The organism is Polaribacter glomeratus (assembly GCF_002954665.1).
Classification (GTDB): domain Bacteria; phylum Bacteroidota; class Bacteroidia; order Flavobacteriales; family Flavobacteriaceae; genus Polaribacter; species Polaribacter glomeratus.
Genome location: NZ_MSCM01000001.1, coordinates 1,119,794 through 1,134,012, shown reverse-complemented (window position 1 = coordinate 1,134,012; position 14,219 = coordinate 1,119,794). Strand labels below are relative to the sequence as shown.

Here is a 14,219-nt window from a genome sequence, read left to right as displayed (position 1 = left end):
GGTGCTAAAAGCAAAGCAAGTTTGAACCTTTTAGCTGCAACAATCATATATGAGATAAACCCTATCATTATTGTTCTATTAAAACTATTTTAATTTCAGGAATAGCAGTAAATAGTAAAAGTTTAACGTCTTTTTTAAATATTAGCTTGAATTTAGAGTTCATTTTAATAGGATAAATAAATGCAATTTCTATTTTAAAATATAGCTGTTTTTTAGATAGTTAGTATCAAGTCTTGTTTCTTGATTCTAAAAGTGAAACGATCCTGATTCTTTTGTCGGACAATAGTGAAACCCAATGGTATATGGACAACAAGTAAACACAACAGCGCTAAAATACTATTTAAAAAACAACCAGTTATAGAAAAAGTTTAAAAACAATGCAAAAATTTATTTGGTACATATAATAAACAAAGGATAAAAACAAAGCACTAATACGGTTTGCTAAATGGCATAAAAAGGTAAGGCAGGCTCAGTTTAAAGGATTCATTAATAATAATGTTTATACACTATCATAATATCCCAAACTATTTTGATAACAAAAGCATCTGCGGAATCTTTCAATGCAAAAATTAAAGCATTTAGAGCATATTTAAAGGTGTTAGAAATATAGAATTCCTCAGTATAGATGTTCAAATATACATGACTTTTGGCATTGGTGCTATTGATGCTTAAGTTCAATATACTTTACATCATTTATTATTTAATTAATTGTGTAACTATTTTTGAATAATAATTAAAGTACCTATCTATTCATTTTGAGTCGTTTTAAAATCCCTTAAAGATCTTTTGTATTCTATTTGAACACCTATTAATTATTGTTAGTTAAGAAATTTGCAGTGTGAGTATAAACAACAATTAATAAGTAAAAATTTATGATAAGAATATGTAATTTATTTTCGTTTGTAATTGCCTTAACGGTAGTTCAGCAAATGAAGTCCCAAGAGCTTCATGTTTATAATGGAGGTTCTCTTTATATCTCTCCTAAAAGTGCTGTATACGTAAACAACAATTTAATTGTTGATGCGGCAGGAGATTTGTCTATAAGCTCAAATGCTACAAATAGTGGCTCTTTACTTGTTTCTGGCATAGCTACTGGAGACATTAGTTATCAAAAATATATACCTGATGCTAATTGGCATTTGGTTTCAGCGCCTGTAACTACACAAAGTATTAATGCTTTCGCAACCAACGCTGCAAACGCTATTCGTTTAAGTGTTAGCAATAAATACGGTGTTTCTAAGTATAATAATACAAAAGCAGCGGGTGAGAGATGGGAGTATTACACTTCAACGGCGGGGCCGTTAGCAGCTGCAGACGCAGGTAATTTTGTAACTGGTAAAGGGTATTCAAACTTAAGAAGTGAGGCTGGTCATTATATTTTTAAAGGTGCAATGGCTTCATCGGATGTGCTGGTCGATATAACAGGGCAAACTGGTCATAAATGGTCTGTTGTAGGTAATCCATATCCTTCATTTCTACCTTTAAACAATGGGGCTAATAATACCAATAATATTCTAAAACAAAATATAAGCAAATTAGGTGCAGAATTTGCTGCTTTGTATTTTTGGGATGGTACAGCATATTTACCTTTTAACCACTCTGCAGACGCTTTTAGTTTAATACCAGGCCAAGCTTTTGTGGTACGCGCTGTTGATAATAGTAATTTGAATTTTACATTTCCAAAAAACCTACAAACAGAACAAGTGGGCATTAAATTAAACTTATTAAAAACAGGTGGTACGCCTCAAATTATAATTAGTTTACATAGCGATAAAGTTACTAAGAAAACAAACCTTAAGTATTTTAGCAATACAACTGCGGGTTTAGATGTTGGCTATGATGCAGGTACGTATGAAGATGCTACGCCAACGCTTGCCATAGATACACATTTAGTTGCTGACAGCAAGGGTATTAACTTTGCAGTACAGTGCTTATCAAATGATGATTACGAAACTGATATTGTGCCTATGTCTATTAAAGCGTCAACTAATAAAGATTTAACTTTTAGTGCTGAAGTAATTAATTTACCAGACGGTGTAAAGGTTTTTTTAGAAGACAAAGAGGCGCAAATATTTACAGATATTACAACGGCTTCATACAAAGTAACTACAAAGGATGCTTTAAATGGTATTGGTCGTTTTTATCTGCATACTTCTAAAAAGAGTGTATTAAGTGCAGAAAATTTAGGTGTAGTTACAACTGTGAACATGTACAAAACAAGTAATACTAATTTAAGAGTTTCAGGGTTACAACAAAATGGCAGTGCCGTTGTAAAAATGCACACAATTCTGGGTAAAGAAGTTTTGTCTTCTAATTTTAAAATGCAAACTGTAAATGATATTGCCTTACCAAAAAATTTAGCAGCTGGTGTTTATGTGATTCAGCTTATAGCAAACGGAGCAATACAAACAAAAAAAATTATTATAGATTAATTTTTTTTATAAAAACAACATATACATTAGATATCAATGTAATTTTAAAATTATTAAATAAATGAGTAAAACAGATAAATTACAAAATACAACAGAAGGTTTGACCAGAAAAGATGCCTTAAAAAAGATAGGGTCTTACAGTAAATATGCTGCATTAACAGCATTAGGTACCTATATGATTTTAAACCCACAAAAAGCACAAGCTGCTAGTGCGGCAGATGCGCCGGGATCTGGAGGAGATTTTTAATCGATAGGATTCTTTGTCGCTCTGCCACGGGGGCAGAGTAAAGTTTAAAAACTTAAGTTTTCATAAAACTAAAAATAAGTTTTCTCGCTTGATATAATGTAATTCATTTAATAACAAATACAATCATAAATATAATGATAAAAAATTTTAGTTTAGTCTTATTTCTTTTTGTGTCTACCTTAGGGTACACACAAAAAGAAAGTAAAGAAGCAGTGCAAGAAAGTATCCAAACAAATGCCGGAACTTGGCAAATAGACCTTGGTTTTGGAACAACTAAACTTTACAATACGCCAAAATTAAGCGTAATAGATAATATAATTGTTGGTTTAAATTTAGGGGTTACAAGACAATTTAGTACAAATTTCTATACCGCAGCGGGCATAACTTTTAGTACTTTAAAAAATGCAGGTGGTCTTTGGGAAAACTATTTAAACTACTTTTCGGCAAACCTTAGCGGAGGGTACGTTTTTAACAATCTAGATGTAGGGGAGCAAGGCTATCAATTTGCTACGCCCTTTTTAGGTATTGGTACAAGTTTTATTAGTGCTCCTAATACTATAAAAAGTTCGAGTACTACAATGTCTGCAAACTTTACAGGGGGGGTAATCTTCTGGTTTAGAGAGTCTAATTTTGGGCTAGTAATGCAAGATACTTACAAAATGCTTCCTGATAATAGTAGCTCTATGGTATCGCACAATCAATTTACAATAGGGTTAAAATATAAGCTATAAACTTATAAAAAAGAGATAGTATGCACGCGAAACACAGAAAGTAGTAAAGGTAAATTTATATGAACTTTAATGGTACATGAAACGTATCTTTTGGTATTGTAGTAATACCGCTATAGCTGGTGTTTCGCAAACCTAGTTAAAGTATACAGTTGTAAACACAAGTAGTTCTATAATTTTGTAAAAAGCGCACGTACTAAGCCAGTTTTATATAAAAACACTAAAAATAATAGTACACCCAAAATGGGCAGCAAATTTAGTTGCTTGGGTACTATAAAATATAATAAATAGATGTGTCCTACGTGTAAAAACCAAAATAAATTGACACTAATAAGATGTCAAAAAAAAATAATATTTAAGTTACTACCAGGTAGTAGGCTTTATAAATGTTTTAGCTGTAGTACTAAATATGTGGCGTTTTTAAACTATAAAATTTATTTAGAAAATAAGATAGTAGTTATAAAAGCAACACTAATTGAGTTGCAAACGGTGGGTTGATTTTTTAAATTTAGAATGCTTAAAAACTATAATTATGAATAAAAAAGATTTTGTATATGCTTTAAGCCTGCAAAATAAAACAGAAAAGACTGATTTCGATAAGGGTTTTTTATACGGAATAGGTACTACTTTTAAAACACTTGAAAACCCTAATTCGTTTAATAAAGAGAAAGTTGTTAAAAGTAAGAAGGTAGTAGATCCCGCTTTCTATTTGCCCTATGTATACTTTGCACTTGCTAGTGTAATAGTGCTTGGTTTTTTTATAATAGGCTTGTTAACGTATTATTTTTTGAATAGTCCTGTATATTAAGTTATTGTTGGCCTACAAAAGAGACACGATTGCTACGCTTTTAGAACCAACTTGCCACAGCAGTATAGAAAACAATACTTTACCCTAACTATTTGGCAGCTAGCGATCACTTAAAATAGAATTGTACCATTTATAAATTCATAGAATCTGGTATTATAAGAGCATTTATCAAATCTATAATAGTTTTAGTTATAAGCTTAAGAGGCTCTTTATAAATTAATAAGAAATAAGTTATTAGCTAATAGTACTTAATAAACAGTAGAAGAAAATAAGAATACGGTCAGTAATGGCATATAATAAATAAAGATCCTTAATTGGGTGTCTTTGAAATGTAAATATAAAATAACATGTGTCCCAATTGTAAAACAGAAGATAAATCATTGTTAAAAAGAGCTCACAGAAATTTTTATTACAAACTATTGCCAGGCAGTAGGTTGTATAAGTGTTTTAAATGTAGATCTAAATTTTTAGTTTTTTTTAAGTATCAAGTACTAATACATAAATTAGATTTATATGATAAGTAGTGCTTTTTAAGTATCCTAAAAGCTAGCTATAAGCGCACTTTTTGGTGTAGTATCAATTTTGTTAACAGATGCTGTTTTTGTATAAAAAATTAGGCTTGTGTATGTAGTTAAGATTTAACACAGCCATAGTGTACTTACTAAAAATAAAATACGGTTTTAAAATAATACTAAATAGTGTAAAAGTATAATATAACAATGTTATACTTAAAAAATATATAAGGGTAAAATGGGATACCACAGGCTTTACAACAAAAGTGAGTCAACAATAAACGATGCTAGAAGCGTAATAAACTAGTTAATAGCCGTTTATAGTACTACTATTCTAATAGCAATAATGCATCAATCAATAGTAGAATAATAGCCGTATTATTTTTAGTATCAGTTTTTTAAGGAATACCTAAACGATATTTAAGATGGAATTTAGCAGAGAAGAAATAAGCTTAATACGCAATATGGCTAGTACATATTGGACAGAAAACAATAGAAAGCATCTTACTAATGCTGATGAATGGAAAACCACTATTAAATTAATTAAAAAAATAACCAATGCGGCTCTTATTGAACCGTTTTATATGGCGGCGGAAAGCCAGTGCGATACGAAGTGCAAAAAGAATGTGTTTGCTGTACGTGGTAAAAAAGATTAAATAACAACCAATAACGAAAGTTGTATAAACTAATAGGGGTTTATTAAAATAAAAAATGGACATGCATACAACACCAAAAGAAAAAGCGATAGAAATATATAACATGTTAGAGTTAATTCTAAACAAACTGTTTAACTACAAAGAGCACCTGTTTGTTTGTATGGATCTGTATATAGCACAAAGGATGCAGGAAAGTTATGATAGTAAAAAAAAAGCTGAGCTAGTATTTTGGACAAACGTAAAGGCAGAAAAAGAAAAACTAATGTGAGTATGCTTTTAAGAAGGCCCTAAGAATTAGTGTTTAATAAAAGAATAAATACGCTAAAACGAAACCCAGTGTGTTATTAAATAAGGAAGTGCATACCAAAGTTTTAAAAAAAAAGATAGCAGGTACTAACAAAATAGTGTTGACAAAAGTATCTAAGAACGCATCATTACAAATGCAACCGAGAATACATACATAAAGTAAAACAAAAAAGAAGTTGTAAAGCAGCATGCATTTAAGTTATTAGTAAAAAAAATGAGCATAAATAGCCAAACACATAAAAAGATACTGTGCACTCTTATTGGGGTGTTCTGGTTGTTTGCTGTTTTTTCTCAAAATAATAAGGTTTCTTTTTTTATACAAGATGGCACTACCATAACAGGCATAGAACAAATATATGTAACTACGCAACCCAAAGCACAAACAACAGGCAGCATCTATGTAAAAGAAAAAACTGTTTTTTATGCAGGTACAAATATCGCTGCAAAAGTAATTTATTTATCAAATAAAAAAGCACTTTCTAAAAACGAGAAACTTATTACGACCCTGCCAAAAGCCAGTATACAAGCTATTAAAAAGGAAACCTCTTTTGTTATGCGTAGTTGGTCTTTAAAAGATATACGCGATCCTAGAAATATATGGTTATATAAGGGCAATGGTTTGGATATTGCAGTAATAATAGCCCAACAACAACCTAAAGTTGCTGCTAAGGTTAAAAAACAAACCAACCAAACGCAACTAATTTTACAACGTTTTTTTAAAGACAACAAGCGTATTGTGTACACCAATTATTATATAAATCTACATCATAAAATACCCGTATTAAGCGGTTATTATTCGCTGCCGCCACCTTTTTAACAAAGTGTTTCTTTTTTTTAAAAAAAGAAGACAGTAAATACAACATACTTGCCGGTTTATAATGCTAAAGCGTTTCACAGCCCAATGTGCAAATACATAAAAAAATGCCATTGTTACAGCAAGGTTGCTTGTGTTTATGGCGCTATAAATAGGTATAAAAAGAAAATGCTTGGCAATAGAAAGCTATATTTTTAATCATTGTTGCGCTATTAAAACTATTTTAATTTTAGGAGTATTAATAAATAGTAAAGTGTAATGTTTTTTTTAAATAGTAGCTTGTATTTATAGCTCATTTTAAAAAGAGTAATAAGTGCCATTTTTATTTTAAAATAGCGCTGTTTTTTAGATAGTTAGCATTAAGTATTGGTTCTTGATTCTAAAAATGAAACGCTCTTGATTATTTGCCGGTCAATAGTGCTTTTTTATACATACACAAGCATTTATAAGCACTACAAATATTTTATATACACAGCAGTGCTATTCTATTTTTGGGGTTCTAGTATACCTCATTAAACACAAAGTACTATAGAATGTATTTAGTACAATTTTTTATTAATTTCATTTAAAAACAAATAAAGATGAAAAAATTATTATTATTATTAGTTGCAGTACTTGCAACAAGTTTTGCAAGTTTTGCCCAAGTTGGTATTGGTACAAGTACCCCAGACGCTTCTGCGGCATTAGATATTACCTCTACCACTGGTGGTCTCCTTATGCCAAGAATGACGCTTACCCAACTCCAAGCTATATCAAATCCAATAAATGGATTACTTGTATTTGTTACAGATTATGATGGAGGAAAATTTTTAGTTCATGACGGTTCTAACTGGGGTGTAGTTGCTCTTGGAAGTTTTGGTATTGTTCCAGATGCCCCAGCAATAGGAACAGTTACTTTTTCTTCTGGGCAAGCAGTAGTTCCTTTTACTGCTCCGGCAAGTAATGGTGGTTCATCGATTACCTCGTATACGGCAACCTCAAGCCCAGCAGGCTTTACGGGTATATTAAGTCAATCTGGTAGTGGTAGTATTACTGTTACGGGTTTAACTAATGGTACCGCTTATACCTTTACGGTTAGTGCTACCAATGGCATTGGAACAAGTTTGGCAAGTACAGTTTCAAATTCAGTAACACCAGTATCGGTTCCAGATGCCCCAGCAATAGGAACAGTTACTTTTTCTTCTGGGCAAGCAGTAGTTCCTTTTACTGCTCCGGCAAGTAATGGTGGTTCATCGATTACCTCGTATACGGCAACCTCAAGCCCAGGAGGCTTTACGGGTATATTAAGTCAATCTGGTAGTGGTAGTATTACTGTTACGGGTTTAACTAATGGTACCGCTTATACCTTTACGGTTACGGCTACCAATGGCATTGGAACAAGTTTGGCAAGTATAGCTTCAAATTCAGTAGGATCAATACCTACGGTTAATGTAAACATGGGTAACAGCACTACTGCAACCTTTTTGGCACACAATTTAGGTGCAGATACCACTTTAGCTGCAGATACGCCTGTGCAGGGTATACATGGTTACTACTACCAATGGGGTAAAAAAGTTCATGTAGCTACTGCTTATACATCTGGCGGTGCTATTGATGGCTGGAATAGTACAGGTGCTGCCAACGGTTCTTGGATTGATGCTACTAAAACAACAAACGATCCTTGCCCTGCTGGCTTTAGAGTACCCACCAAAGCACAATGGGTTGCTGTTTTTGCTAACAACACGACAACCAATATTGGTACATTTATCAATAGCACTACAAACTTTGGTTCTGCAAAGCAGTTTGGTTCTGAGGCAAACAAACTTACTTTGCCGGCTGCCGGCTATCGCAGCGGCAGCAATGGAACGTTGCCCAACCGTGGCGGCAGCGGCTACTATTGGAGTAGTACAGAGGATGGTAGCACTAACGCTAACTACGGCGCCTTTAACAGTAGCAATGCCTACCCGAACAGCAACACCAACCGTACAACCGGGTTCTCTGTGCGTTGCGTCTCAGAATAATTCGTCTTATTTTGTCTATTTGACTATTTAAGCAAAACCGCGAAGCGGTCAATTTTATTTTACTATTTTTAAATACCACTTGTTTTATAGCAAGTGGTATTTTTAAAAAAAAAGACATAACAATGGCTAGTATTAATGAAAAAATAAAACATTCTTCCGTTTTTAGGGTAAATCTATATAAAGAGGGTGTTTTTTGGTTAGCTTATGAGCAAAGTGCTTATTATGTATGGCTACTAAAGGGTTATAAACCCACCAAAAAAAGGTATAAAAAAATGAATAAGGAGGTGGTTCAAATAGGGTTCTCTAAAGTGGATGCTTTGTTAGAAAACCAAAACATAAGTGCAGTTACACGGCAAGATGCTTTTATAAGCTTCAATACTATAATCCCCATAGAAATATCAAAATTTGAAATTTGGAAAAACAATTTAACTAGTGCGGCAGTAGCGGCAAAACCCACTGCTATAAATAAGAATATACAGCAAGAAATTATTGAAAGTATTTCTTTTTTCGATTGTATAAACAAAACGCCTGTAGAAGCAATGCTTTTTATTAATGAATTAAAAATTAGAATTAACTATGGCAACTTATGATAATTTACCAGTTTACAAAGCCTCTTATGATTTGTTATTACTATTGTTTAGATGTAGTAAAAATATGGATAGAGATTACAGGCATACACTAGGTGAAACAATAAAACAGGAGTTAGTGGCGCTAATAACTAATGTTTATAGAGCTAATTGTAGGGTTCAAAAAAAAGTATTACTTAGTAATGCAAGAGAGAATCTTGAAGTAGTACGGCTTTTAATGCGCTTAGCCAACGATTTAAAACAGTTTACATTAAATGATTTTGTACAGGCTAATTTGTATGTAGAAAGCATTAGTAAACAACTAGTAGCGTGGCAAAAATATAGTTTAGAATAAGTAATAATCCAGATTTGAATGAGTGAGAGTTTTATAAGGCAATTGCTTTATAAGAGAGGCTCGTTAAATTCAGCAAGCTACTTACAAGTAAATACGATATTAAAAAAATCGTTTTGTGAGTTACGTCATCAAGTGCTTGCTTTTTTATGGCCGGCTGCCGGCTATCGCAACAACAGTAATGGAACGTTGAACAACCGTGGCAACAACGGCAACTATTGGAGTAGTACAGAGAATGGTAGCACTAACGCTAACAACGGCAACTTTAACAGTAGCAATGCCAACACGAACAACAACAACAACCGTACAAACGGGTTCTCTGTGCGTTGCGTCTCAGCATTTAACACAAATCTATATTATTATTATTATTCATTTTTTGCAGATAAAAGAGGCAAGATTGCGCTGCTTTTAGAACCAAGAATCAAGACTTGGGGCTAACTATTTAACAAACAGCTATCACTTAAAATAAAATTAGCTACGTTGTCTAAATTAAATTATTTTGAAAAAAAGCATGTTGTTATTTAAAAAAAATCTTTTTATCCTTTATTTTAAAAGGGTTTATAAAACTAATACTATTTATAAACGAACACTAATTATTTTATTAAACATAAAAATGTTAGCAGCACCTACTTTATTACTAGATTTATTTAATGCCTATTATAAGGCGCGCAAAAACAAACGAAATACCATTAACCAATTAGAATTTGAAATTAACTATGAGTCTAATCTTATACAATTGCACAATGATATTGTAAATAGAGTTTACAGCATTAGCCCTAGTATTTGCTTTATAGTTAATAAACCCGTTAAAAGAGAAATATTTGCAGCTCATTTTAGAGACAGAGTAGTGCATCATTTGTTATTCAACTACATCAATCCTAGTTTTGAAAATCAATTTATAGAAGACAGTTATAGTTGCAGAAAAGGCAAAGGTACTCACTACGGCATTTCAAGATTATACGATAGTATAAAAGAGTGCAGCCAAAATTATAAAGAAAATTGTTATGTTTTAAAATTAGATATTCAAAGCTATTTTATGAGTATCAATAAAACTATTTTACAGCAGCAACTTACAACTACTATTACTAATGCAAACACTATACAGCCAGCAATAAAAGACTTGTCGTATTATTTAATAGATACCATATTAGCTAGTAATCCTACTAAAAACTGTACCATAAAAGGCAAACGATCAGATTGGAATGGCCTGCCTAAAAGCAAAAGTTTGTTTTTTGCAAAACCAAATTGCGGCCTAGCTATTGGCAATTTAACCTCGCAACTTTTTAGTAATATCTATTTGCATAATTTTGATACTTTTATAAAAAAAGAACATAATATAAAGTATTATGGCAGGTATGTAGATGATTTTTATATACTGGCACCTTCTATTTTATATTTAAAAAAAATAATTACCGTATGTAAAAACTATTTAAAAACCCAATTGGGGTTGCAATTGCATCCTAAAAAAATATTTTTACAACATTTTTCTAAAGGTGTAAATTTTTTAGGAGCTACCCTTAAACCTCATAGAAAGTATGTTTCTAACAGGGCTAAGATTAACTTTAAAAGTTGTGTACATAGCTATATACTGTTTTTACAAAACACGGCTCCAACACATTCTAATTTACTGCAAATAAGAGCAGCTCTTAATTCTTATTTAGGTATCTTGCGGCATTACAGAACCTATAATATTAGGTACAACACACTTCTTAAAGATAGAAACAATCTACTTTTTAAATATGGGTATGTTGTAGCCTTAAACAATGGTGCTATGATTTACAAACTACATTCATTTTTAGTACATAAAACTTTATAATATGCTGAAACATCTTTTTTTAATATCGTTATTTATAACTAGTATTGGGGCAACTGCCCAAACCATTACTTTAGAATTCCCTTATTTTGCAGGTCAAACTTATGAGTTTAAAATTGTGCAAGGCAATAAGCACGTTGTTTTACAAGAAGATACCATACCAAAAGACGGTAAAGTGCAACTTCAAATATTAGAAAAATACAAAGGCTATAAAGGCATGGCCATGTGGTATCTTACCAATAGTAAAACGGGTGGTGGTTTAGAGTTGGTTATTAATAATGAAGATTTTTCTGTAACTTGTTTACAAGCTGTGCCAACAACCCAGGGCATTATTTATAAAAACACCAAAGAAAATATTTTCGAAAAAAGTGCCCAGAAAGAGCAACAAGCCATTTTTGCCAAGCATGACGCCATGTTGGCGGCTACCAGAGCGTATGATAAAAACACGCCGTTGTATGGTAGTTTTAACAAAGAATACAACCGTATTTTAAAAGAATACGCTACCTACGTAAAGAAACTAAAAAACACCAATTTATATGCAGCCCGTTTTATAGAAATTATAAATCTTACAAAAGGTCTGGGTACTATTATTAGTCAAGATGAAGTTTTAAAAGCTAAAAACATCAATGCTATTATTGTAAACAACTTAGAGTATAAGGTGCTATATACTTCTAATTTTTGGGGAGCCGTTATAAATACTTGGGTACAATTACAAACGAATGTGCTTAAAAACGATGCCCAGTTTACTGCGGATGCAAAAACAATTTTAAATAGAATTTCTTCGGATAAGGTGTACACAGAATTTGTGGAGCAACTAACTAAAGAGCTTACAAAAGTAGGTAAAGATAGTATTATTACAGCACTAACCCCAGCAATTAAAAATGCTAAGAAATTAGAAAACTACAACGGGGTTTTAAGCGTATATCAAAAAGATTTAACGGGTAAAGCACCTTCTTTAGTAGTACACTTAGTAGGCGAAGAAGCGGCAACAGTTGCGCAGCAACAACAACCTAAAGTTATCGATTTAGCACAATTAAACAATAAGTATAGTGTTTTGGTTTTTTACCAATCTGGTTGTGGTCCATGTAAAGAACTAATGGCAGGCCTTCAAGACAATTACAAAAACCTTACCACCAAAGGCATCGAAATTATCTCTATGGCTTCAGATACCGATGCGCAAGAATTTAAAACTACCGCAACACAGCACCCATGGGCTAAAAAATATTGCGACTTACAAGGGTTTCATGGCATTAATTTTAAAAATTATGCAGTTATAGGCACCCCAACCTTATTTGTAGTAAATAATGAAGGCATAATTATACATAAAATGAATGGCATGAAAGAGTTATTGGCTTGGAGTGCTGCTCTAAAAGAGTAGGCTAGGTTATACGTTGTATATTCTATTTTCTTTTAAAGGTAAATTTAAAAAACCACCGCTATTATGCGGTGGTTTTTTGCTTTTATATATTGCTTGCAGGTACAGGTAGGCACTTGTACTTTGAGAGTGCTCGTTTTTAACAAGTACTAAACATGTTGTATCAGTCTAAAAAAAGTGTACCTATTTTTAAGAACTTTTAAGAGGTTTACAATTTAGTTTTATGGCCTTTTACACACGCCTTCAGGTTGTTCTGCAAAGCGTGTATTTACAACATTTCGGTTTTAAAAATATTTTAGAAGCTATGGATACAACAGTAAGTAAAAGGCTTTTTTAAAAAACGAATTATAATAATTTGTACCGCTGTTACTTATTAGATACATAAGGCTACTAGGCTAAAAAACTCTAGGTATAACATTCTAAAATCTATAAGATTAATTGCATTAAATTAATGTTCTGCACGTACCAACGAAAAGAATCTATTGGTAAGCGTTGCGCTCCCTTTATCAACGCTCCAACGAACTTCTACAGGAGTATTATCTGTAGCTACCGTTACCATTGTTTGTAAGGATATTAAGCTTTTTTCTAGTTTAACGGTTCTGCGAGAATTTTCAATTTCTATACCATTTACAAAGATGCTATACGTAGTAGTGCTAATATTACTAACTGTACCACCTTGTGTACCTGCCGGATAGGCTGTTCCTGTATGCATACCAGTCATTGATAAAACGCCCGCTGCCGTACCAGCATCTCCATTTGTTGTGGCAGTTGCTACATCAGAAACACCGCCACTAGAACTCCACATTGCAAATGTAGCTAGGGTTCCTAAATTAACAGGATTGTTCTCTATTGGCGAATTAATAAGAACATTAGCTCCTAGGGTTATTGCCCCTAACCTTGTAAAGAGTCTACCTTCAAGCTCAGAATCAGCACCTAATGATACTGCGCCCGCGCCCGCACCACCACCTAACATAGTTCCTTTCATTATAGTATTGGCTGCTGTAGACATGGCAGCACCGCAAACCCAATATATATTTTCTGGTTTGGCATTACCTGTTAATAGTACCTTTGTACCCACCGATGTAGTAAATGCACCAGTAGCTCTTATTATAAAAATAGGATTTGCGGTAGCTGTGCCACCTGCCAATGTGAGTATACCAGCAATTGATGGACCTCCGGCAACATCATAAACACCTGGTGCTAACGTTTCTCCACTACCAAAAGTTAAGCCGTGTGGTTGTCCCCCAGCATAAGCAGTTAATTCATTATATAGGTTTTTAAGATGTGTAACCCCTATACTAGAATCAAATGAACTTGTTGTGTAGGTTGCACCAGACATTTGAGCATTAAATGAAGCAAGGAAAGATCCTTTAGAAGGGGATACAGTTAAGTCTGATGCAGCTAAACTAGCAGCGCCCGATGTAATAAGTTCACTAATGCCACTATCACTATAAATCATAGGAAACGCTGGCTTTTTAGTTCCTATCCAATTGGCTACACTTGGCGTACCTACATTTAGTTCACTATCATTTGTGGTACTATTAAAAATCATTAAACCATTTGCAGGCAATGCAATTGAATCTCTTTGAATTGTTGTTAATCTTGGCATT

The 14,219-nt window shown here is 32.9% G+C and carries 13 protein-coding genes; 12 read left to right on the top strand and 1 reads right to left on the bottom strand.

Translation table 11 applies throughout. The features are described 5' to 3' along the window. Positions 1-872: 872 nt before the first annotated feature. The 12 genes from BTO16_RS04835 (at position 873) to BTO16_RS04775 (ending at position 12,612) form a co-directional block, all read left to right on the top strand. On the top strand, positions 873-2,432 hold the full coding sequence (locus BTO16_RS04835) for a T9SS type A sorting domain-containing protein (protein ID WP_105020506.1): 1,560 nt from the start codon (positions 873-875) through the stop codon (positions 2,430-2,432). Positions 2,433-2,493: 61 nt separating this feature from the next. Beyond that, entirely contained in the window at positions 2,494-2,679 is a 186-nt protein-coding gene (locus tag BTO16_RS04830) for a hypothetical protein (RefSeq protein WP_105020505.1), read from the top strand. Between the two features lie 134 nt (positions 2,680-2,813). Next, a complete protein-coding gene (locus tag BTO16_RS04825; RefSeq protein ID WP_105020504.1) occupies positions 2,814-3,410 on the top strand; it encodes a hypothetical protein in 597 nt (198 codons plus the stop codon). A gap of 529 nt (positions 3,411-3,939) precedes the next feature. Then, on the top strand, positions 3,940-4,215 hold the full coding sequence (locus BTO16_RS04820) for a hypothetical protein (RefSeq protein WP_105020503.1): 276 nt from the start codon (positions 3,940-3,942) through the stop codon (positions 4,213-4,215). 937 nt (positions 4,216-5,152) lie between these two features. Continuing rightward, the gene (locus tag BTO16_RS04815) at positions 5,153-5,383 is read left to right on the top strand and encodes a hypothetical protein (RefSeq protein WP_105020502.1); all 231 of its coding nucleotides are present in this window, start codon (positions 5,153-5,155) and stop codon (positions 5,381-5,383) included. A gap of 520 nt (positions 5,384-5,903) precedes the next feature. Then, the gene (locus BTO16_RS04805; RefSeq protein WP_146105342.1) at positions 5,904-6,506 is read left to right on the top strand and encodes a hypothetical protein; all 603 of its coding nucleotides are present in this window, start codon (positions 5,904-5,906) and stop codon (positions 6,504-6,506) included. A gap of 578 nt (positions 6,507-7,084) precedes the next feature. Continuing rightward, entirely contained in the window at positions 7,085-8,503 is a 1,419-nt protein-coding gene (locus tag BTO16_RS04800) for a fibronectin type III domain-containing protein (RefSeq protein WP_105020499.1), read from the top strand. A gap of 122 nt (positions 8,504-8,625) precedes the next feature. Further along, positions 8,626-9,093: a hypothetical protein gene (locus BTO16_RS04795; RefSeq protein WP_105020498.1), complete on the top strand. Its 468-nt coding sequence runs from the start codon at positions 8,626-8,628 to the stop codon at positions 9,091-9,093. Then, a complete protein-coding gene (locus BTO16_RS04790; protein WP_105020497.1) occupies positions 9,080-9,424 on the top strand; it encodes a four helix bundle protein in 345 nt (114 codons plus the stop codon). The genes BTO16_RS04795 and BTO16_RS04790 overlap by 14 nt, the downstream gene beginning before the upstream one ends. A gap of 18 nt (positions 9,425-9,442) precedes the next feature. Next, entirely contained in the window at positions 9,443-9,859 is a 417-nt protein-coding gene (locus tag BTO16_RS04785) for a fibrobacter succinogenes major paralogous domain-containing protein (RefSeq protein WP_105020496.1), read from the top strand. A gap of 175 nt (positions 9,860-10,034) precedes the next feature. Further along, positions 10,035-11,237: an RNA-directed DNA polymerase gene (locus tag BTO16_RS04780; protein WP_170064409.1), complete on the top strand. Its 1,203-nt coding sequence runs from the start codon at positions 10,035-10,037 to the stop codon at positions 11,235-11,237. A 1-nt stretch (position 11,238) separates the two neighbouring features. Continuing rightward, positions 11,239-12,612: a peroxiredoxin family protein gene (locus BTO16_RS04775; RefSeq protein WP_105020494.1), complete on the top strand. Its 1,374-nt coding sequence runs from the start codon at positions 11,239-11,241 to the stop codon at positions 12,610-12,612. Positions 12,613-13,057: 445 nt separating this feature from the next. Here BTO16_RS04775 and BTO16_RS04770 read toward each other — a convergent pair. After that, positions 13,058-14,219 (bottom strand): ice-binding family protein (locus BTO16_RS04770; RefSeq protein WP_105020493.1); only part of this gene is annotated, 1,162 nt, incomplete at its 5' end.